We start from the raw sequence: 20,917 nt of genomic DNA, 5'->3' as shown, positions 1-20,917 counted from the left end.
TCAGGGGGAGAAAAAATAGTAATTCCCGCAGATAGTCACAGAAAAGGTCGCAGATGATCGCAGATGGGTATAATTTTTATCCGCGTAAATCAGCAGGAGAAGAGAATAGGTTTCCCGAAGATGTTCGCAGAAAAAGTCGCAGATGATCGCAGATGGGTTTTAATATTCCGTGTGATTCAGTTGGAAATAGGATGAATTTTGCCTTCAAACGGTCAGGATTAATTTTTCTATTTCTCTAGTCTGTAGCCTTTCAAGAAATCTCCAATGTGCATCCGTTTTTTTCCTTCAAGCTGCAGCTCCAGTACCTCCAAATGTCCTTCTCCACATTGAAATTTTAGAAAACTCTTTCCGTCGCTTTTCCATTCACCGGGTTTTAGCTCGGGAAATGGTTCAGGATGGGATTTGGATTTAAAGATCTTACAAGTTTTATCATGGAGTGTAGTCCATGCTGCAGGATAAGGAGAGAGTCCCCGGATCAAATTGTGAATGGATTCAGATGATTGAGTCCAATCGATCTGACAGGTTTCTTTGAATATTTTTGGCGCATGGTGCAGGGCCTTGCTTTCGTCCTGAGGAAGTGGCTTTACTTCGTCCTTTGAAATGGCTTCCACCGTTCGAACTACCAAATCGGATCCTACATTCATCAATTTTTCATAGACAATTCCCAAGTCGTCTTCCGGAAGAATGGCTACCTTTTCCTGAAAAATGATACTTCCAGTATCGATTTCATGCTTGAGGAAAAATGTTGTGACACCGGTTTCAGTTTCCCCGTTGATGATAGCCCAATTGATAGGAGCAGCTCCTCGATAATCGGGCAGGAGGGAAGCATGCAGGTTGAAGGTGCCTAATGGCGGCATGCTCCAAACGGATTCGGGAAGCATTCGAAAAGCTACGACGATCTGTAGATCAGCTTTTAGTTCTCGAAGCTCTTCTTGAAATTCCGGGTTTTTGAGATTGGTAGGTTGTAGGATAGGGAGTCCAAGACGTTCTGCAGCTTGCTTCACCGGCGAACCCACCAATTTTCTTCCTCGCCCTTGAGGTTTGTCGGGAGCGGTGATTACTCCCACGATATTCCAACCCGCTTCTACTAGCTTTTCTAGGGCCGGCACCGCAAATTCCGGTGTGCCCATATAAATAATCCTCATTTCCTCTTTTGACTTCAATGCGTTTTAACTTTAAACTTTAAACTCCTCAGTTCCAAACTCCCTAACCTTCTAACATCCCTCTTCCCGCTTCCCACTCCCACACTATTTACTATTTACTTCAATTTCCATACTCCCCAACTTCCCTCTCCCTACTTCACGCTTCCCTCTTCCTACTTCACACTTCCCCCTTCCTACTTCACACTTCCCCCTTCCTACTTCACGCTTCCCCCTCACTCATACAGCAAATACCCCGCTCTCATCGCTTTGAAATCCTCCAATCCTGCCTTCCAGCTTTCTCGGATTTCGGACTCACTTTTTCCTGCCAAAATCTGCTTTTTCAGTTCATCCGTGCCGGCAAGTGTATTGAAGAAATTATTAAAAAACTTCTCCTTCATTCCCGATTTTTGATAGGCATCTAGTAGGTATTTGAGGGTAAAATGATGGTCTAATGATTCTCCACGAAGATCAACGCCATAGCAAAGCTTATCTTGATGGGGAGGTGTTTTGGACATTCCATCTATGCTAACTGGAGTGAATGTGAAGTCTCCAAACTTCGGGTCCGGGTAACCATACATCTGAAAGGGTTCGTAGGTACCTCTACCCAATGACATCACGGTACCTTCAAAAAAACAGGTGCTAGGGTAGAGCTTTATGGCTAGATCACTGGGCAGGTTGGGTGAGGGCTTGATCGGAAGATTGTAGGTTTGGCTGTGCGTCCAATTAGCTACAGGAATTACCTCCAAATCTGCTGTGATTCCTCCTTTTAGCCATTTTTCCCCATTGATCATTTGCGCCAGCTCACCTACGGTAAGTCCATGAACAACCGGGATGGGATGCATTCCCACAAAAGATTCAAAACCCGGCTTTCGTATTGGGCCATCCACATAGCTTCCATTTGGATTGGGACGATCAAAGATGATGATCTTTTTGCCTTGCTCAGCACAGGCTTCCATTACATAATGCATGGTACTGATGTAGGTGAAAAAACGGGTCCCTACGTCCTGCAGGTCAAAGATGATCACATCCAAATCTTGAATTTGATCCGCTGCGGGTTTTTTATTATTTCCATAGAGTGAGATAATTGGTAGCCCGGTCTTTTGGTCTATGCTATTGTCTACTTTTTCTCCGGCATCGGCTGTCCCCCTAAATCCATGCTCAGGTACGAAAACCTTTTTCATTTGAACGCCATTTTCAAGCAGAAAATCCACCACATGTTTGTTGTCGGATTGGGGAAGAATGGAGGTCTGATTTCCAACCAAGCCAACTTTTTTCCCCTCCAGCATGGGAAGGTATAATTCGTGTCGCTCAGCACCAGTCAGTACCTGAGCAAAAAGTGAAGTGGAGCCAAAACTGATTGAAAGGATCAAAATTGACAAAAAACCGAATTGGATTAATTTTTTCATCTTCTTCATGCTAATTTGCGCTGTGTCTTCACAAATTAAACCACTCTGTTGAACCTTTCCTATTTCATTGCCAAAAGAATCAGTTTTAGCCGGACAGGCGGTTTTTCCGCGACGATTCATAAAATCGCCGTAGGAAGTTTGGGAATTGGAATTGCCGTTTCAATCCTCGCATTTATGATTTTGGGAGGTTTCCAAAAGACGGTTTCGGATAAGGTATATGGATTCACGGGGCACTATCAGGTGCAGCGCTTTACGATGAGCAATTCCTTTGAGGAAAACCCTTTTTCCCTAAAGCCTAACTATCCTCAGATTTATCAAGACATCCCGGAAATCCAACGAGTGCAGCAAGTAGCCCATAAAGCGGCATTGATGAAAGGGGAAGAGGAAGTGGAAGGTGTCTTGATGAAAGGGGTTTCCAGTGACTTTGATACCTTGGGTTTCCGAGAATACCTGGTTGAAGGACGATTTCTAAGCATTCCTCAGAACGGCACATCCAATGAAATTGTAATCAGTCGCTATTTGGCTAATCGTCTGCTTTTGGAGGTAGGAGACAGGATTCTTCTATACTTTGTGCAAGACCCACCACGATATCGCAGGGTGGAAGTTGTTGGGATCTATGAGACATTTTTAGAAAACTTTGATCAAAAAATCATCATCGGAGAGCTTCAAACCATTCGCAACCTGAATGGGTGGAAAGAAGATCAGGTAGGAGGCTTAGAGATCTTTTTGGAAGGTCAATCAAGTACAGAGCTCACCCGCTCGATAGAGGATGTACTGGATTTGGACTTGAAATTAATTCCCTCAGATGATAAATATTTGGAGATTTTTGACTGGCTTAAGTTGCTGGATACCAACGTGTACGTCTTCTTGATTTTAATTGGTTTTGTAGCTGTTTTTAATATGGGAGCCATCCTTTTTATTCTCATCATGGAGCGTACGCAGATGATTGGATTGCTGAAAGCTTTGGGAGCAAGGGATCTTCAGATCCGAAAAATATTCTTTTGGAATGGAATGCGGATTTTGGGACGTGGACTTCTGATTGGAAATTCCTTGGGATTGGGCATTGGGGTCTTGCAATACTATTTTCACCTTATTCCACTCAATCCAGAGAGTTATTATATGAGCTACGTGCCGATAGATTGGAATTGGCCTGTCTTTATCGGTTTGAATATTGGGATCACGATTTTAACAGCCTTGGTGCTGTGGATTCCGGTGATTGTTATTTCACGGGTAAACCCGATTCAGTCCATTCGTTTTGATTGAGTTGGTAAGGAGAAAAAATACTTTTGATTTTCATCCAAATCACGCCAAAAACCGCTTCTTTGAAAATTCCTTTGCTCATTTTGGAAGTGCCTCTCGTTCGGTCTGTAAAAATGATCGGGACTTCTTTGATTTTGAAACCTAGCTTCCAGGCGGTGAATTTCATTTCAATTTGAAAGGCATAGCCGATAAATCGAATTTCATCCAGTTTTATACCTGCCAAAACACTTCGGTGATAGCATTTAAATCCAGCCGTCGAATCACTGATGGGAAGACCTGTGATGAAGCGAACATAGACTGAGGCGAAATAGGACATAAGTACCCGACCAATCGGCCAGTTAACCACGTTTACTCCGGTGATGTACCGACTTCCAATGGCCATGTCAAATCCTTCCTCTGCACAAGCTTGGTACAGTCTGATCAAGTCCTTAGGATCATGGGAGAAGTCCGCATCCATTTCAAAGATGTAGTCGTAGCCATGGGACAAGGCCCACTTGAATCCCGTGATATAGGCTGTCCCCAGGCCTAATTTTCCCTTTCGCTCGATCAAATGAAGACGGCCACCAAGCTCAGTTTGTAAGCCTTTGACCAATTCACCTGTGCCATCCGGAGATCCATCATCAATGACGAGCAGTTCGAAATGACCATCCAAATTCATCACGGTGCGAACCATGTCCTGAATGTTTTCGGACTCGTTGTAGGTAGGAATGATGACCAGCTTTCGGTGTTTCATAGGTAGAGCAAAGCCCAAAAGTAATTCTTCGAGGCGATTTTTGAAGAACGGTCCGTACAAAATATCGTTAAAGCTTACTTTTGAGCAAAATTTTATCATGCAAAAGAAAATCGGAATCGTCAGTTACGTGTCTACAGGGGCCTATGATGCCAATACTATCGATGAGGACCAGATATTATCCAAAACACTTTCAGACTTGGGTTTTGACAATGAAATCATGCCTTGGTCGGACCCAAAGGTTGGTTGGGCTCAATATGACGCGTTGTTGATCAAATCTGTATGGGATTATTTCGATTACTATCCGGAGTTTTTGCAGTGGATGGATCGAATGGAGTCGCTGAAAATCCCGGTTTTTAATGATCTGAATACTATCCGATGGAACAGTAGTAAAACCTACCTGTTGGAAATGGAGAAAAAAGGCTTTCCGGTAATAGCTGGAAAGCTTTTGGAAATGGGTAGCAAGTTTGACCCTAAGGCAGTAATGGATGGCTTGGCGGTGAAAGAGTTTGTCATCAAGCCCTTGGTCAGTGGGGGAGCAAAGAATACTTTTCGACTGGATTTAGAGAAAGCGATTGCCCAGCAGGACCAAATTCAAGGTCTTTTGGAGGATGAAGCATTTTTAGCCCAGCCTTTTGTACAGGAAGTAGCTGAGGTTGGAGAATATTCCCTGATATTTTTCGATGGGAAATTCTCCCATGCTGTTTTAAAAACTCCGAAGAAGGAAGATTTTCGGGTGCAACATTATTTTGGAGGAACTATTCAGGAAATCAATCCCGATCAGCCTATGCTGGAAACAGCCACTAGCTTTGTAAAAGAGTTTGCGAGCGAATCGCTTTACGCCCGAGTAGATGGTGTGATGCGAAATGGCTTGTTTTATTTGATGGAGCTAGAGCTGATTGAGCCATATTTGTTTTTGGGATTGAGTGAAAAAGCCATGCCCAATTATCGGGAGGCTATTCAATCAAAATTGGCTTAAGAGCAGAGATCCAAATGGCTTTGGGCATAATCCGAACCTTTGGATGCCGCTTGCTGAATGTAATTGCATCCTTCAGTTTTTCCCAATTGAGCCAGGCAAATGCCTTTCTTACCCAATGCCTCTGTGTGGTTTGGATCGGTCTTAAGTACCGCATCAAAGTCCTCTAAAGCCCATTCTAAATAGCCCGCACGCATCAAAGCAAAACCTCTATTGTAGCGACCTACCATATTGTTGGGTTCTAATTGTACGTAGGTATTGAAGGAAGCCGCGCAACCGAGCACATCCCCACGAAAGGCTCGAGCCATTCCGGTGTAAAAGTGGAGTTGAGGGTGCTTTTCATTGAGTTCCTTAGCTTTAAGAAAAAACTCTTCCGCGAGAGTGTAATTTTCATTCATCAAGAGGGCTCTACCCAAGTGATAAAGGATATTAAAATCTTCAGCATCGGTCTTGGCTGCGCGAAGTAGCCATAATTCAGCCTCTTTGTATTTCTCTTGATTAAAAAGAATGATCCCAATGCCCGCATAGGCTTGAGCGTATTGATTATCAAGTTGAATAATGCGTTCGTAATCCTCCATAGCCCCAGGAATATCACCCAATTCTTCCTTTGCTCGGGCACGGAGATGGAATGCTTTTACATCGGTCACATGAAAAAAGAGATAGGCATTCAGGGAAGAAATGGCCTCCTCGTAGCGTTTTCCGTCAAATAGTTCTTCAGCTTCATAAAGTTCTGATCTGCAGGAGCTAAAAAATACAAAGACTGACAGTGCGAGAATAGTTTTAAAATTTCGTAGCATACCGAAATAAACAAAAAAAATATGGATTTGAAAAAGCACAAGTACTAATTCAAATCCAAATTTATGTTAAAAACCTATTTATCTTCCAGTTATGGGAGTATCAACTCAAAATCAAAGTACTCCTTTGGTACTTGGTAATTGATTGATGTTTCTGGGGTCGCGCATCACTGCCATTTTGATAGCTCTAGCAAGACCTTTAAAGATTGCTTCGATTTTGTGATGCTCATTGTCTCCCTCTACTTTAATATTCAGATTGCACTTGGCAGTGTCTGAGAAGGATTTGAAGAAATGGTAAAACATCTCTGTGGGCATATCACCGATTTTCTCACGCTTGAATTCAGCTTCCCAAACCAACCAAGGTCTTCCTCCAAAATCGATCGCTACCTGAGCCAAGGCATCGTCCATGGGCAATAGGAAACCGTAGCGATAGATCCCTTTTTTGTCTCCCAAAGCTTTCAAATATGCTTCTCCCAATGCTAAGGCAGTGTCCTCAATGGTGTGATGCTCATCAATGTGCAGGTCGCCTTTCACTTGTATCTCCAAGTCAGTCGAACCATGCTTGCCAAGCTGCTCCAACATATGGTCAAAAAAGCTCAAGCCTGTATTTATCTTGCAATAGCCATTTCCATCCAGATTTAAACTGATTTGAATATCGGTTTCGCTGGTTTTTCGACTGACTGTTGCCTTTCGTGGAGGCATTTTCAAGAAGGTGTAAATCTCGTCCCAATCCTTGGTAGAAAGCGCCGCTTTTGGCTCATGGTCTCCTATGAAGATGGCTTTGGATCCTAAGTTTTCTGCTAATTGAACATCGGTCAATCTATCACCGATTACATAGGAATTCTCCAGGTCGTATTCATCTGAGAAGTATTCCTGCAGTAAACCTGTTCTTGGTTTGCGCGTAGGTGCATTTTCATGCTCAAAGGTCTTATCTACATGCACGGCATCAAAGGTGATGTTTTCTTGTTCAAGGGTTAAGAGCATTTTGAACTGTGCCGGCCAAAAGTCCTTTTCGGGAAATGAGTCCGTGCCCAAACCATCCTGATTGGTTACCATGACTAAATGGTAATCCGTTTCCTCTGCTATTTTGCGAAGGTTTGAGATGGCTTTCGGGATAAATTCCAGCTTTTCCAAGCTGTCGACCTGAAAGTCAGTAGGTGGCTCCTTGATGATGGTACCATCCCGGTCTATGAAAAGCACTTTCTTTTTCATCTATAAATAATTTTTTTTATGGCAATTGTGAATTCTAATCATGCACTTTTAAGATTGCCTGCCCTCCGGAAGGCAGGCTTCGTCGCTTTCTAGGATGAATACTTAACTTTTTTTTTTAGGACTGCTCCTCGCAAAATCGTAATCAACAACAATCTTAGTGTAAATCCAGACAGGACAATTGGAAATCACAAGTCATCCTTTCCTAAATAGTCAGGATGTGAATTTTCAAATTTTTCAATTTTTCAATTTTCCAATTTTTAATAAAGCCTCAATAAAAGCCTCATTTTCACTTCTTGTCCCAACCGAAATTCGGAGACAGTCTTCACATAAAGTGACCTTGGCACGATTCCTCACAATGATTTTCTCTTTGATCAATTCTTCATAAACCTGATTTGCATGAGGAAGCTTCACTAAAAGGAAATTAGCATGAGAAGGGTGTATTTTCTCTACGAATGGAAGCTTTTTCAGCTCCAACTCCAAGAAATTCCGCTCGGCCAAGATCTCTTTGATCATCAAATCTACTTTGCCTTTATCTTTCAAAGCATGCAAAACAGTATCTTGGGTCAGTCCTGAGATATTGTAGGGAGGCTTGATTTTATTCAGTATTCGAATGATTTCTTCACTTCCAAAAGCCATACCCAGTCTAAGCGAAGCCAATCCCCAGGCTTTGGAGAAAGTCTGCATCACAAGTAGGTTGGGATAGTTTTTCAGTTCGGTGGTAAAGCTAGGTTCATCACTGAAGTCGATATAGGCTTCATCAACTACCACGAGTCCTGGGAAATTTCGCAGGAGAAAATAGATATCTTCCCGCTTTACCTTATTTCCGGAAGGATTATTTGGAGAGCAGATGAATAATATCTTCGAATTATGATCTGCAGCCTCCAAAATCTTCAAAGGTTGAAGTTGAAAGTCTGCGGTCAGGCTCACTTTTCGGACTTCTACATCATTGATATTGGCGCTGACCTCATACATGCCATATGTAGGAGGAAGGAGAATCACATTGTCTTTTCCGGGATTGCAAAAGGCACGGAAGAGTAGGTCTATGGCTTCATCAGAACCGTTTCCCAAAAACACCTGCTTGGGATCGACTTCCTTGATCTTGGATAGCTCTGCCTTAAGGCTAGTCTGATAGGGGTCTGGGTATCGATTGAAGTTTTCAATAGTCACTGAGCCAAGAGGATTTTCATTGGCATCCAGGAAGATCCCCTCCTTACCACTGTACTCATCTCTGGCAGAAGTGTAGGGCTTCAAATCTTTGATATGAGGCCTAAGTAATGAGTTTAGATTAAAGGGCATTACTTATTCTTTTTGAGTGAGTTAAGTCTAACAGTAACAGCATTTTTGTGGGCATGAAGAAGTTCATTTTCTGCCATCACTTCTACTGTGGGACCGATATTTTGAATTCCCTCAGGCGTAAGCTTTTGATAGGTGATTTTTTTGACAAAACTGTCCAATGAAACTCCGCTGTAGTTTCTGGCATAGCCATAGGTAGGGAGGGTATGATTGGTGCCGGATGCATAATCACCCACGGATTCAGGAGTATATTTTCCAATGAAAATAGATCCGGCATTGACGATTCCTTCCACAGCCTCTTCTTCATTTTCCACGCTGATGATCAAGTGCTCTGGCGCGTAGAAATTGATCAAATCAAGTGCTTCCTGAAGATCTTTGACTACAATAGCAACGGAATTATCCAGTGATTTTGCTGCAATATCTTTTCTAGGTAGCACTTCCAGTTGTAGGTCTATTTCTTTTAGTACTTTTTTGGCAAACTTCTGACTATGGGTGACCAATACTACTTGGGAGTCCACGCCATGCTCTGCCTGACTGAGAAGGTCTGCAGCTACGAATTCTGCAGGCGTACTGTCATCTGCATAAACCAAAACTTCAGAAGGTCCCGCAGGCATATCGATAGCGACTCCATATTTGGTAGCCAATTGCTTAGCTGCAGTCACAAATTGATTACCCGGGCCGAAGATTTTATCTACTTGCGGTACTGTATCGGTTCCAAATGTCATGGCGGCAACTGCTTGAGCACCTCCAACTTTGACGATTTTATGGATTCCGATCAAATCAGCAGTGTAGATGATGGCCGGGTGAACCTTGCCTTCTACATTGGGAGGGGTGCATAGTACAATCTCTTTGCATCCGGCTATTTTGGCAGGAACACCAAGCATGAGAACTGTGCTGAAAAGTGGTGCCGTGCCTCCGGGAATATAGAGTCCTACCCGCTGGATGGCTACACTTTTTCGTCGGCAGACCACACCTGGCATGACCTCTTCGATCAGTTCTGGGCTCTGTTGAGCTTGATGAAAGCGTTCGATATTTGCCTTTGCTTTTTGGATCGCTTCCTTGAGTTCAGGACTCAATTCATCGGCAGCCGCTTTGATCTCTGACTGAGGGACTAAGAGACTTTCTAGCTCCACATGGTCAAACTCATAGGCATATTTGATCAATGCCTTATCTCCATTTCTTTTCACTTTTCGGAGAATAGGCTTGACGATTTTATTGATTTGCTTGGTCTTGAATACAGGTCGCTCAACCGCCTTCTTCCAAACTTTCTCTTCAGGATTGACGAGTATGTTCATCAGCTATTTGTTTTAATGCTTGCTAATTGATCAAATTACCATTTTCTCGATGGGAACTACCAAGATGCCTTCAGCTCCTGCAGCACGGAGTTCTTCGATATTTTCCCAAAATTGATCTTCACTGATGACTGAGTGAACAGAAGACCAACCTTTTTGAGCCAAAGGAAGTATGGTTGGGCTACGCATTCCCGGAATCAGGCTGATAATTTTGTCCAGAGATTCATTGGGTGCATTCAAAAGGACGTATTTGTTGCTTTTTCCTTTTTGGACGGCATTGATTCGGAATAGGAGCTTGTCCACAATCTCTTTTTTCCAATCTGCCAATTCCTTGTTGGCGATCAATACTGCCTCACTGTTGAAAATTTCCTCAACCTCTTTCAGTCCATTCATCATCAAGGTAGAGCCGGAGCTCACAATGTCGCAAATCCCTTCAGCAAGCCCTATGCTTGGAGCAATTTCAACAGATCCGCTGATTTCATGGATTTCTGCATGGATATTCTTTTTATGAAGGTAATCGCCCAGAATCTTTGGGTAGGAGGTTGCAATGTTTTTTCCTTCGAAATAGTCAATTCCAGGGTATTTTTCTCCTTTTGGAATGGCAAGAGAAAGGCGGCATTTCGAGAAACCCAACTTTTTAAGCGTTTCTACTTCCTTGTTCTTTTCTACGAGTTCGTTTTCACCCACTATTCCCAAGTCAGCAACCCCATCAGAAACATAGCCTGGGATATCGTCATCCCGGAGGAATAAAAACTCAATTGGGAAATTGGTGGAGGTGGATTTTAATTTTCCGGTTCCATTATAGAATTTGATGCCACACTCTTTGATCAACTTCAATGAATCTTCAGAGAGTCTACCGCTTTTTTGGACGGCTATACGGATAATTTTTTCCATGAATAAATTTACGCTAAGAAATGTAATGATTGTGTAAAATGGTGGTGAAAGGCCGAATCCCTATCATCAGCGTCACCGGGTGGGGTGTTTGTAATATTCCTCTCAAGAGGAATGATGGAAATGATGCACATGAACCTGAAAGGCATGTGAATAAAAATAAGCGCTATGTGCTTTGGAGTAATTCATTTCGAATTCAAAGTTAACCACCGATTCAAAACATACAAAGCCTGATATAGTTTTCTGCAAGATTAATTTTTTGATGGTTTCCAAGGACCATAAATGGCCTGCCGGAAATCATGATGTAGTCCAATTCCATCGTAGGGGGTTAATTGAACGAATAAAATGGCGATCAATTCATTTTTGGGATCCACAAAAAAGAGCGTACTCAATGCTCCGTCCCAAAAGAATTCTCCTACCTCTCCCGGATTCTCTTCCGGACCTTGGGGAGCAGCTGTTCGCACAGCGAAATCAATCCCAAACCCCACTTGACCCTTGCTTGGTAGCCAGGATCGCTTATCAAGCGGGATCGAATCGGGGAGGTGATTGGTAGCCATCAATTGAATAGTCTCTGGCTTAAGGATGGTTTTCTCTTCATGTTTTCCCTCATTGAGGAGCATTTTAGCAAATTTCAAATAATCATCTATCGTGCTGCTCAGGCCAAATCCTCCTGGTGTCAAAGGCCAATTTTTGTAGCTAAAGCGATAAGCAATCGAATCATTTTGTCTTTCGACTCCACCTTCATCGGTTTTTTGGTAAACGGCAGCCATGCGATCCCGGTAATTTTCTGGGACGAAATACATGGTTTCATTCATCTCCAGAGGATCCAAAATGTTTCCCCTCACAAATTGCTCATAAGGAACTCCGGTCACTTTCTCCACCAAATAGGCCTGCATATCTACGCTCAGTCCATATTCCCACTGAGTGCTCGGTTCAAACCAAAGTGGAGTACTCGCAATTTTGGAAGCCATGTCACTGAGGCTGTTCTCGAAGTTTCGAGCATCCTTTTCGGCCATGACTTCGCTGAGTCCGGGAATATTGTCTCGATTGGGGAAGCCCGCGGTGTGCCTAGTAATATCCCGTACCGTGATGGATCGCACTGCTTCCGTCAAAATCATTTCCCCATTTTCATCTACCCCTTGATATACCTTCATTTTTGCAAATTCAGGCAGGTATTTTTCCAGTGGATCATCCAGTTCAAAAAGCCCTTGCTCATAGGCCTTCATAAGTGCCGCTCCGGTGATTGGCTTAGTCATGGAGTAAATTTGAACCATAGTCTCCCTGTTCATTTTTCGCTTAGCCTCCTTGTCTGCATATCCCAATGCGTTGAAATAGCGCTCCTGCCCTTTTTCAAAAACCAAAGCAGAAAGTCCAGCCACTTTTCCTTGAGATACGAAAGCCTCAAGTGTCGAATCCAACCGAAATTGGGCTGCCTCGTCAAAAATCAATTCCTCTTGGATCTTGGAATTTTGACAGGATAAAATCAATGAGGAGAGAATGAATAGAATTGGGAGATGAAGTCGTCTCATAGTTTCAAATCAAAATTGGGGCAGAAATTTAAGGAAAATGAGGCTAGACTTTAGCCTGCCATCTTTTTATTCCATCAATGGCAAATTGGGCAATGGCTTCGTAACCCATGTCAGATGGATGAACTTCATCACTTGCAAAAAACTCTGGGCTAAGCTTCAGGTCTATTTCTTCAAAAATGACATTGGGATAAATTTCTTTGATCTCTTCCATCTTTTTGGTCAAAAATGTTCGCTGCTTGCGAAGGAAAAACTGCATTCTTGGAGAAAATGCCGGGAAGTTATTCACCGGAGGGATGGCTGCCAGATAGATCCATTCCGGGGAAAAGTTCTTCTGGAAATGATTGATGATTTCAAGAAGCAGGCTTTTGTAATTTGAGGGTTCCGTAAGTCTAAAGCAGTCATTGGCTCCCATAAAAAGAAAAACTCCCTCTACATGACCTTTTAGATTACTGATCTCTTCCCCAAACTCATTTAAAAAATCTTTGGCTTGCAGGCCGTTTTTACCCAGATTAATCACTTGGAAATCTTGACCAAAATGAAAGCTGATTTGTCCAGCGAGCGTTTTTTCGGGTTTGCTAGCTCCGACACCTGCCGCAGTTGACTCACCAAAAATCAATAGTTTTTTGTCTCCACTTCCTAAAATCAAATGATTGCTTTGGGCAGGAGGGATGGGTTTGCTTTTTCGGATCGCCTTTGCCTCAGCAATCAGAAAAGGTAAAAAAGGAAAAAGTCCTGCCTGAAAAAGTCGATAGGAAAGCATGAATTAGCCTCCTGATTTTTTTGCCTTATACCCTTGCTCAATTAGAATTTGCAGGACTTTGTCCCGATGGTCTCCTTGAATTAAGATTTCTCCATCTTTTGCAGAGCCACCAACACCACATTTGGATTTGAGCGTTTTTCCAAGCTCCTTTAAATCATCTTCCGACCCAACAAATCCAGATACCAACGTCACTTGCTTTCCTCCCCGAGCTTTTTTATCCAGCATGACTTTTAGATTCTGCTGCTGAGGAGGGAGGGTATCCGATGTTTCTTCTGAGTCGTAATTGAAATCAAAATCCGAAGAGGTAGAATAGACTACGCCGTCTCGCTTTTTCCAATCGTTATTTTTTCTTCCCATGGTTTAAAATTAAAAAGAGTCTGTCTCAAAAGACTTTCGTCATTGCGATCTGCCGCGGCGGAGAAGCAATCTATCTTGACTAAGTTAAATCAACAATGAGATCGCCTGTCCTCCGGTAGGCGGGCTTCTCCCGACTTTGTCGGGACCCCGATGACGTAAATACACTTTGAGACAGTCTCTTAGATACTGTCTTTTTTAAGAATTAATCTTCTACCCGAAGCGTCCAAACAGGCCGCTTGGCATGATTGACTACATCTTCAGCGATGCTGCCAGTGATTAGATGTAGGAAGCCTGTACGCCCACTAGTGGCCATAGCAATTAGATCTGCATCTATATCCTCGGCAAATTCGATGATGCCATTTTCTTCAGAAGTAGAATTATAGACCTCTGCTTTCACATTTTCGAATCCAAATTCTTTAGCGAATCGCTTAATTCTGGAAATGGACTCTCTGGTAGTTTCAAAATTCCCCGGTGTATTGACGATCACTAAGAAAATCTCAGCCCCGAAAATATGCTGCAATCTTTTCAATCGAGCTGCGATTTCAGCTGAATTGCTTCTAAAGTCGCTTGCAAAGACTATTTTTTTCAAATCTGATGGGTTGACTTTAGATTTGATGGTCACGACTGGGCAGCGGGCCGTGCGAACTACCTTTTCTGTATTTGATCCGATCAATACTTCTTCCAGACCTGAAGAGCCTTTAGAACCCATGACAACTAAATCCGGATCTTCTTCCAAGATGGATGATTGAATACTCTTGAAAGCATTACCAAGTTTGATGGTGCTTTTAAAGGCATAAGGTTTATTCTGATGAGCAGCTTCTAAATCACTCAGCTGTTTTTTTCGCTTGTCCATGAGTTCTACGAAAAAAATCTGATTCTCTATATCTCCCATCATTTCACCTCCGCCCATGGTGCCCATACTAGTGGTAGCGGGAATCTCTAAGACGTGAAGAACCTCTATGGAAACATTATCGAGTTTACTGGCAAAAGCCAAAGTAAAATCCAATGCGTTTTGGGCTTCTTCCGAAAAATCAAAAGGTACAAGTACTTTAGTCATGGTTTTTGGATTAATGTTTTATGCCAAATTAGCATAATTTCCTTAGCAAAAAAGGACTTTTGTCAGCTTTCATGTGCATATAATTTGATTTTCAAAGGCCACCCCGAATAGTCGGGGCAGGCTATGGAATCTCGTAGGAATTCTCCGATCCATCGGGGTATCCCGGTGTGTTTCGCTTGTGAAGTGCCTGTCTCCTTTTGGCAGGCTCGATTTCAAAAAAGCAATAAGCCCACACCCAAAAGGATGACCCAAAACAAGGTGCTCAATGCCATTTTTTTCAAAAATGGATCTGTTTCTTTCGGGTTTTTGGCCTTTTGTACTCCCAATCCAATCGGGATCATCATTGCCAGAGCTCCAATAGCTAGTAGTCCATTGAAGTTTTCAGTAATCAGGCAAAATATCAACAAGAAAAAATATCCAGCTATGATCAAAATCCAATTGTATCGCACAGCTGCCCTTCTTCCTATGCGTACAGGAATGGATCGCTTTCCAGCTTTTTGATCCGATTCGATATCCCTGATATTATTAATGTTCAAAACTGCCGTGCTAAAGCATCCCAAGGATCCTCCGATTAAAAACATGGGCCAATTAAGCTCTAAACCATGCAGAAAATACGTTCCTGCTACTCCCAAGATTCCGAAAAACAGGAATACCGATAAATCTCCCAATCCTAGGTAACCGTATGGATTTCCGCCCGAGGTGTAAGAAATAGATGCCCAAATGGCTAAAATTCCTAATCCCAAGAATACACTAAATAAGATCCAATCATTCAAAGCTAGGTAGATCAGGCTGATTCCAGATATGAATGAAAGCATCCCAAATAGATACATGGCTCTTTTCATTTCGGACAAAGTGATCAGCCCAGACTGAACTGCTCTTACAGGCCCTTCACGTTCCTGAGAATCAGCCCCATGAACCGTATCCCCATAATCATTGGATAGGTTGGAGAGGATTTGTAAAAAAATGGTGGTTAGGGAAGCCAGAATCAAAATTTCCCATCTAAAAATCCCGTAGTAAGCGGCAAGTATTGATCCCGCAAAAATACTGGCCAAAGCCAAAGGTAAAGTACGAAGCCTGACTGCATGCAGCCAGGCTTCTTTTTTTGTTGTAATGGAGTGCTTCACTAAGATTCTGAATTAAGCTCCTACCAATGCCAAGATTTCCTCATCCAATGGAGCGACGGATGAAGGGAAGAATTTTTCTAATTCTCCTTTTTCATTGATATAGTACTTACAGAAATTCCAGGTTGGTTCTTGATTATTCCAACCGTTTAGGTTTTCATCAGAAAGCCACCTGTAGAGAGGATGTTTATCAAATCCTTTCACAGAGATTTTTTCAAATACGGGGAAAGTCACCCCGTAATTGGTAGAACAAAATTCTTTGATTTCCTCATTTGAACCAGGCTCTTGTCCCCCAAAGTTATTGGCAGGGAAGGCAAGAATTTGGATTTTATCTCCAAAGTTCTCGTGCAGCTCTTGTAAGGCAGCATACTGAGGAGTGTAGCCACATTTGGATGCTACATTCACCACAAGGATTTTCTTCCCTTTGAATTGCTCAAAGTTCACCTCATTACCATCCAGGTCTTTTAATTTGAAATTGTAAAATTCTGATTCCATAGTTTTCGTATTTACGGGTATCATTCCTGCCTGAAGATTCTCAGGTCTTTCTAGTGTTCGGCCACAGGACAGGATGCCAAGGGCAAAAATGAAAGTTAAAAGCTTTTGCATATTACATTCGGTCTGGTACTTGTAAACCCAATAAACCCATCCCTTTTTTGATTGTTTGGGCGGTTAATTTAGAAAGTGCAACTCTGAAGGCTACGAGTTCGGGATTTTCCTCCGCAAAGACCTGTTGATCCGCATAGAAGCGATTATACTCCTTAGCCAATTCAAAGAGGTAATGCGCAATGATGGATGGCGAATATTCCTCACCGGCTAGTCTGAGTTTATTTTCAAATTCGTTGAGCAGGTAGATCAAATCAGATTCGGACTGAGCAATAGAGCCAATTCCTGTGAAATCCGGATTTTGATAATCTACTCCAATCTGATCGGCCTTGCGAAGGATGGAGGCGATTCGAGCATGGGAATATTGGACAAATGGCCCGGTAAATCCCTGAAATTCGATGGATTCCTGCGGATTGAAGAGCATTCGTTTTTTCGGATCCACTTTCAGAAGGAAGTATTTCAAGGCTCCAAGTCCTAAAATCTGATAAAGCTCCTCTGCCTGCTCAGCGCTGAATCCCTCAATTTTCCCCAGTTCTTTAGTGTGTTTTTCAGCAGTATCGACCATTTCTTGCATCAAGTCGTCTGCATCTACCACTGTCCCTTCGCGGGATTTCATTTTGCCGGTAGGCAAATCTACCATGCCATAGGAAAGATGATACAAACCTTCGCTATATGGACGGCCTAGCTTTTTGAGAATTTTGAAAAGCACATCAAAGTGATAATCCTGCTCATTTCCAACTACATAGACAGACTTGTCAATCTGGAAGTCCTCATATTTCAAATCTGCAGTACCCATATCCTGAGTGATGTAAACCGACGTGCCATCACCTCTAAGAACCAACTTTTCATCAAGTCCTTCATCAGTCAGGTCTACCCAAACAGAATTGTCCTCTTTCTTGAAAAAGACGCCTTTTTGTAACCCTTCTTCTACAATATCTTTCCCAAGCAGATAAGTGTCAGATTCGTAATAAAACTTGTCGAATTCCACGCCCATTTTTCGGTAAGTCTCATCAAAGCCTGCATAGACCCAAGTATTCATCTGCTTCCATAGAGCAACGGTTTCCTGATCATTTGCTTCCCACTTTCGAAGCATTTCCTGAGCTTCAAGCAGAATAGGAGCATTTTTCTTGGCGACTTCCTCTGTCTGTCCAGATGCTACCAATTCCTTGATCTCATTTTTGTACTCTTTGTCAAAAAGCACATAGTACTTTCCAGCAAGATGATCTCCCTTTAGTCCGGATGACTCAGGAGTTTCTCCATTTCCAAATCGGAGATAGGCGACCATGGACTTGCAAATGTGAATTCCCCGATCATTGACCAGATTGGATTTGATCACTTCATAGCCATTCGCCTCCAGAATTTGAGCAACAGAATAACCCAAGAAGTTATTTCTTAAATGCCCGAGGTGAAGGGGTTTATTGGTGTTTGGGGAAGAATACTCTACCATGACCCGCTTACCATTGGAAGGCATTTGGCCTCGGGAAGAGTTTTGGTAGATTTTTGTAAATAGGTCCAACCAAGAACTTTGATTGAGCACAAGATTCAAGAAACCCTTGACCACATTGAAGCCTGCTACTTCTTTGACATTTTCCTGAAGGTATTCACCGAGTAAAGTCGCGGTATTTTCAGGAGTAGTTCTGGAAATTTTCAAATAGGGAAAAACCACAAAAGTATATGTCCCTTCAAACTCCTTCCGGGTTGGGGCCAAAGCCAAATCTTGGGTTTCTACTGAATGATTAAAGATATTTTGAAAGGCAAGTTGGAGGCCTTTTTGGATGTTTTCTTGTATGGTCATGCTAGATTTTTAGCAGTAAATAAGCTGAAATAGGTTGATCTATTTTGAATGCCAAATTTAAGACTGCTCCAGAAATAATTCAGTTTTCTGGATTTTTATCTGTCGCCGTCTGGATTAATTTTGAATAAATGCCTTAGAAATTATCTACAAGAGATTTGGTAGTGACTTCCAGGACCTCAAAAGCATTTTCAGCCATGGTATTTTCGGTGTCTAAGGTAGGATTGACTTCCACAATTTCCCAGCAGCAGACACGCTTGTCTTTGATGAGCTCAGCATTGAGTTCGATGGCCTCTTTCACAGTGAGTCCATCCGGAACGGGTGTTCCAGTACCTACCGAAATGGAAGAGTCCAGACTATCCACATCAAAGGAAATGTAAATCTGATCGCAAGCCTTCAGAATTTCCAGACTTTGCTTGGCTACTTCTTGGATTCCCAATTCCCGTACTTCTTTGGTTTTAAAGTTTTTGATTCCGTGCTTTTCTATCAAGAAATCTTCCGGTGACTCTGTATCTCTTACCGAAATGAAAACGATGTCCTCAAGGTTGATTTTTGGGAAATTGCCACCGATATTTTTGATACGCTCCCAAAACATCAAAGTGTCCTCCGAAGGCTCATTAATCTTGCATTCAGGATTATCTGTTTGCGAAGCCATAGCCAAAGGCATGCCGTGCATATTGCCGGAAGGAGTGGTGAATGGGGTATGGAGATCTGCATGTGCATCGATCCAAATCACGCCCAAGCGCTTATCGGGATGGGCTGCTTTGATTCCCATGATGGTGCCTGCTGCAGTACTATGATCCCCTGCCAGGACTATTGGGAATTTCTTGTCGATTCTAAGCGATTCGATAGTGCTGTACACATTTTTCAAAACCTGATATACGCCATCAATGTACTTGGCAAGAGGAAATTTATTGCCTTTCCAGAGGTAATCATTGGCATCTGGCACATTGATCGGGTCAAACTGAGTAAAAAAGTCTGATTTAGCATCCAAGGAAGCAATTTTGAGTGCGTCTATTCCTAAACTTGCGCCTCGTGTGCCGGCAGCTATTTCTGAACGTACTTCTACAAGCCGAATATCTCTCATGGTATTTTGGGTGGATTATTTTCAGCTTGCAAAAGTACTTAATATACTCTAAGGAATCTAGCTTATCCAGCTATTTGGCAATTGAGATGCCCAATGAAGCTGAGGAATTCAAACACAAGCAGTATTAAATAAATTATATATAATGGGAGCACCTTTGTTTTTGAAAATTCATGGGATTCCCCAAATTTTGTGGCAGTTTTGTAAAGAAGAAAATATTTAAAAATGAATCGTTATATAGACCTCATTCAACAGACTTTTGACTTTCCTACCAAGGAATTCCATGTAGAAAACAACCAACTTTTCTTCAATGGGGTCAACTTGATGGAGATAATTGAAACCTACGAAACACCGCTCAAACTGACCTATCTTCCAAAGATTTCTGAAAGCATTCAAAACGCTAAGTCTTACTTTGGAAATGCGATGAAAACGCATGATTACAAGGGGAATTATACTTATTGCTATTGTACCAAATCTTCGCATTTCAGCTTTGTATTGGATGAGGCGTTGAAAAATGATATTCATATCGAAACCTCTTCCACTTTCGATATTCCGCTTGTGCGAACTTTATTTGAGCGAGGAAAAATCACCAAGGATACCTTTATTATCTGTAATGGGTACAAGCGGGATTTGTATAAGCAATACATCACCGAATTGCTCAATGACGGATTCAAAAACTGCGTGCCGATTCTAGATAATCTAAGTGAGATCGATTACTATTTGGAGCATGTGAAAGTGCCATTTCAGGTAGGAATTCGAATTGCTGCTGATGAAGAGCCAAAGTTTGGATTCTACACTTCCCGATTGGGAGTTCGTTACAATGATATCATCAAGCTTTACGAGGAAAAAATCAAAGATCATCCTTTGGTGAGCCTGAAAATGCTGCACTTTTTTATCAATTCAGGAATAAGGGATACGGCTTACTATTGGTCTGAATTAACTCGCTTTATTCAGAAGTATGTGGATCTGAAAAAAATCGCTCCAAGTCTCGATACTATGGATATTGGAGGCGGTTGGCCGATCAAGACCAATGTCTTTTTTGACTATGATTACCAATACATGGCAGATCAAATCGTCAAGAACATCAAATGGATGTGCGCCAAAAACAACACTACTGAGCCGAATATTTTCACTGAATTTGGTAGCTATACAGTAGGGGAGAGTGGGGCAGTTCTTTATTCTATTTTGGATGAAAAGCTACAAAATGATAAGGAGCTGTGGTATATGATCGATGGGTCCTTTATCACGCAATTGCCTGATAGCTGGGGACTTAATCAAAAATACATCATGCTCGCAGTGAATAACTGGGATGAGGAATATCACAATATCTCACTCGGCGGTCTGACTTGCGATAGCATGGATTATTACAACTCAGAGGCGCATCAGTTTAATATTTATCTTCCTAAAGTTCAAAAAGGGAAAAAGCAATACATTGGATTCTTCCACACGGGTGCTTATCAGGAATCACTTGGTGGGTATGGGGGAATTCAGCATTGCCTGATTCCTGCGCCGAAGCATGTGTTGATTGATCGTGATGAAAATGGAAAAGTTACTCACCGCCTTTTTGCGGAGGATCAAACACAAGAAAGTATGCTAAAGGTCTTGGGGTATTAACCCA

Annotated in this window: 19 protein-coding genes; 3 read left to right on the top strand and 16 right to left on the bottom strand. The window is 42.3% G+C overall.

The annotated features are described in order from the left end of the window. Positions 1-227: 227 nt before the first annotated feature. The gene (gene fmt / locus CDH51_RS02905) at positions 228-1,145 is read right to left on the bottom strand and encodes a methionyl-tRNA formyltransferase (protein ID WP_198514249.1); all 918 of its coding nucleotides are present in this window, start codon (positions 1,143-1,145) and stop codon (positions 228-230) included. Positions 1,146-1,375: 230 nt separating this feature from the next. Further along, entirely contained in the window at positions 1,376-2,548 is a 1,173-nt protein-coding gene (locus CDH51_RS02900) for an exo-beta-N-acetylmuramidase NamZ family protein (protein ID WP_394335563.1), read from the bottom strand. A gap of 48 nt (positions 2,549-2,596) precedes the next feature. On the opposite strand from CDH51_RS02900, the gene CDH51_RS02895 reads away from it, so the two are divergent. Beyond that, complete coding sequence (locus CDH51_RS02895) at positions 2,597-3,811, top strand: ABC transporter permease (RefSeq protein WP_100627167.1); 1,215 nt, start codon at positions 2,597-2,599, stop codon at positions 3,809-3,811. Here the strand turns inward: CDH51_RS02895 and CDH51_RS02890 are convergent. Beyond that, positions 3,768-4,541 (bottom strand): polyprenol monophosphomannose synthase, encoded by a 774-nt coding sequence (locus tag CDH51_RS02890; RefSeq protein ID WP_026945858.1) that lies wholly within the window; start codon positions 4,539-4,541, stop codon positions 3,768-3,770. The two genes, CDH51_RS02895 and CDH51_RS02890, sit on opposite strands and share 44 nt — an antisense overlap. Positions 4,542-4,638: 97 nt before the next feature. Between CDH51_RS02890 and CDH51_RS02885 the strand changes: the two genes are divergently transcribed. After that, positions 4,639-5,517: an ATP-grasp domain-containing protein gene (locus CDH51_RS02885; RefSeq protein ID WP_100627166.1), complete on the top strand. Its 879-nt coding sequence runs from the start codon at positions 4,639-4,641 to the stop codon at positions 5,515-5,517. Here the strand turns inward: CDH51_RS02885 and CDH51_RS02880 are convergent. The 13 genes from CDH51_RS02880 to CDH51_RS02820 all read right to left on the bottom strand — a co-directional run bounded on the left by CDH51_RS02880 (position 5,514) and on the right by CDH51_RS02820 (position 19,302). Continuing rightward, the gene (locus CDH51_RS02880; RefSeq protein WP_100627793.1) at positions 5,514-6,311 is read right to left on the bottom strand and encodes a tetratricopeptide repeat protein; all 798 of its coding nucleotides are present in this window, start codon (positions 6,309-6,311) and stop codon (positions 5,514-5,516) included. The two genes, CDH51_RS02885 and CDH51_RS02880, sit on opposite strands and share 4 nt — an antisense overlap. Before the next feature lie 111 nt (positions 6,312-6,422). After that, positions 6,423-7,520 carry a bifunctional histidinol-phosphatase/imidazoleglycerol-phosphate dehydratase HisB gene (gene hisB, locus CDH51_RS02875; protein WP_100627165.1) on the bottom strand — a complete coding sequence of 366 codons (1,098 nt, stop codon included), beginning with the start codon at positions 7,518-7,520 and terminating at the stop codon, positions 6,423-6,425. 234 nt (positions 7,521-7,754) lie between these two features. After that, the gene (hisC, locus tag CDH51_RS02870; RefSeq protein WP_100627164.1) at positions 7,755-8,816 is read right to left on the bottom strand and encodes a histidinol-phosphate transaminase; all 1,062 of its coding nucleotides are present in this window, start codon (positions 8,814-8,816) and stop codon (positions 7,755-7,757) included. Then, on the bottom strand, positions 8,816-10,108 hold the full coding sequence (hisD, locus tag CDH51_RS02865; protein WP_100627163.1) for a histidinol dehydrogenase: 1,293 nt from the start codon (positions 10,106-10,108) through the stop codon (positions 8,816-8,818). Before hisD ends, hisC begins: the two co-directional genes overlap by 1 nt. Before the next feature lie 30 nt (positions 10,109-10,138). Then, positions 10,139-10,999, bottom strand: coding sequence for an ATP phosphoribosyltransferase (gene hisG, locus CDH51_RS02860; RefSeq protein ID WP_100627162.1), 861 nt, complete (start codon positions 10,997-10,999; stop codon positions 10,139-10,141). A 248-nt stretch (positions 11,000-11,247) separates the two neighbouring features. Then, the gene (locus CDH51_RS02855; RefSeq protein WP_100627161.1) at positions 11,248-12,525 is read right to left on the bottom strand and encodes a serine hydrolase domain-containing protein; all 1,278 of its coding nucleotides are present in this window, start codon (positions 12,523-12,525) and stop codon (positions 11,248-11,250) included. 43 nt (positions 12,526-12,568) lie between these two features. Next, positions 12,569-13,285 carry a GDSL-type esterase/lipase family protein gene (locus tag CDH51_RS02850; RefSeq protein ID WP_100627160.1) on the bottom strand — a complete coding sequence of 239 codons (717 nt, stop codon included), beginning with the start codon at positions 13,283-13,285 and terminating at the stop codon, positions 12,569-12,571. A 3-nt stretch (positions 13,286-13,288) separates the two neighbouring features. After that, the gene (locus CDH51_RS02845; protein WP_026945849.1) at positions 13,289-13,642 is read right to left on the bottom strand and encodes a translation initiation factor; all 354 of its coding nucleotides are present in this window, start codon (positions 13,640-13,642) and stop codon (positions 13,289-13,291) included. A 202-nt stretch (positions 13,643-13,844) separates the two neighbouring features. Next, positions 13,845-14,699, bottom strand: coding sequence for a universal stress protein (locus tag CDH51_RS02840; protein ID WP_026945848.1), 855 nt, complete (start codon positions 14,697-14,699; stop codon positions 13,845-13,847). Between the two features lie 212 nt (positions 14,700-14,911). Then, positions 14,912-15,823, bottom strand: coding sequence for a 1,4-dihydroxy-2-naphthoate octaprenyltransferase (gene menA, locus CDH51_RS02835; protein WP_100627159.1), 912 nt, complete (start codon positions 15,821-15,823; stop codon positions 14,912-14,914). 12 nt (positions 15,824-15,835) lie between these two features. Further along, a complete protein-coding gene (locus CDH51_RS02830) occupies positions 15,836-16,315 on the bottom strand; it encodes a glutathione peroxidase (protein WP_394335566.1) in 480 nt (159 codons plus the stop codon). 112 nt (positions 16,316-16,427) lie between these two features. Then, positions 16,428-18,218, bottom strand: a complete 1,791-nt coding sequence (gene argS / locus CDH51_RS02825) for an arginine--tRNA ligase (protein ID WP_100627157.1) — start codon at positions 18,216-18,218, stop codon at positions 16,428-16,430. A gap of 133 nt (positions 18,219-18,351) precedes the next feature. Continuing rightward, the gene (locus CDH51_RS02820; RefSeq protein WP_100627156.1) at positions 18,352-19,302 is read right to left on the bottom strand and encodes an arginase; all 951 of its coding nucleotides are present in this window, start codon (positions 19,300-19,302) and stop codon (positions 18,352-18,354) included. Between the two features lie 222 nt (positions 19,303-19,524). Here CDH51_RS02820 and CDH51_RS02815 point away from each other — a divergent pair, with 222 nt between their 5' ends. Beyond that, positions 19,525-20,913, top strand: a complete 1,389-nt coding sequence (locus tag CDH51_RS02815) for an arginine decarboxylase (protein WP_100627155.1) — start codon at positions 19,525-19,527, stop codon at positions 20,911-20,913. Positions 20,914-20,917: the final 4 nt, after the last annotated feature.

The sequence above is a fragment of the Algoriphagus formosus genome (assembly GCF_002807035.1).
GTDB classification, from domain to species: domain Bacteria; phylum Bacteroidota; class Bacteroidia; order Cytophagales; family Cyclobacteriaceae; genus Algoriphagus; species Algoriphagus formosus.
This window is presented reverse-complemented; position numbering and strand designations above follow the sequence as displayed.

Bases quoted from the DNA above. Each gene is read 5' to 3' on its own strand.
- fmt (WP_198514249.1), bottom strand. From the start codon at position 1,145: ATGAGGATTATTTATATGGGCACACCGGAATTTGCGGTGCCGGCCCTA.
- CDH51_RS02900 (WP_394335563.1), bottom strand. From the start codon at position 2,548: ATGAAAAAATTAATCCAATTCGGTTTTTTGTCAATTTTGATCCTTTCA.
- CDH51_RS02890 (WP_026945858.1), bottom strand. From the start codon at position 4,541: ATGAAACACCGAAAGCTGGTCATCATTCCTACCTACAACGAGTCCGAA.
- CDH51_RS02885 (WP_100627166.1), top strand. From the start codon at position 4,639: ATGCAAAAGAAAATCGGAATCGTCAGTTACGTGTCTACAGGGGCCTAT.
- CDH51_RS02880 (WP_100627793.1), bottom strand. From the start codon at position 6,311: ATGCTACGAAATTTTAAAACTATTCTCGCACTGTCAGTCTTTGTATTT.
- hisB (WP_100627165.1), bottom strand. From the start codon at position 7,520: ATGAAAAAGAAAGTGCTTTTCATAGACCGGGATGGTACCATCATCAAG.
- hisC (WP_100627164.1), bottom strand. From the start codon at position 8,816: ATGCCCTTTAATCTAAACTCATTACTTAGGCCTCATATCAAAGATTTG.
- hisD (WP_100627163.1), bottom strand. From the start codon at position 10,108: ATGAACATACTCGTCAATCCTGAAGAGAAAGTTTGGAAGAAGGCGGTT.
- hisG (WP_100627162.1), bottom strand. From the start codon at position 10,999: ATGGAAAAAATTATCCGTATAGCCGTCCAAAAAAGCGGTAGACTCTCT.
- CDH51_RS02855 (WP_100627161.1), bottom strand. From the start codon at position 12,525: ATGAGACGACTTCATCTCCCAATTCTATTCATTCTCTCCTCATTGATT.
- CDH51_RS02850 (WP_100627160.1), bottom strand. From the start codon at position 13,285: ATGCTTTCCTATCGACTTTTTCAGGCAGGACTTTTTCCTTTTTTACCT.
- CDH51_RS02845 (WP_026945849.1), bottom strand. From the start codon at position 13,642: ATGGGAAGAAAAAATAACGATTGGAAAAAGCGAGACGGCGTAGTCTAT.
- CDH51_RS02840 (WP_026945848.1), bottom strand. From the start codon at position 14,699: ATGACTAAAGTACTTGTACCTTTTGATTTTTCGGAAGAAGCCCAAAAC.
- CDH51_RS02830 (WP_394335566.1), bottom strand. From the start codon at position 16,315: ATGGAATCAGAATTTTACAATTTCAAATTAAAAGACCTGGATGGTAAT.
- argS (WP_100627157.1), bottom strand. From the start codon at position 18,218: ATGACCATACAAGAAAACATCCAAAAAGGCCTCCAACTTGCCTTTCAA.
- CDH51_RS02820 (WP_100627156.1), bottom strand. From the start codon at position 19,302: ATGAGAGATATTCGGCTTGTAGAAGTACGTTCAGAAATAGCTGCCGGC.
- CDH51_RS02815 (WP_100627155.1), top strand. From the start codon at position 19,525: ATGAATCGTTATATAGACCTCATTCAACAGACTTTTGACTTTCCTACC.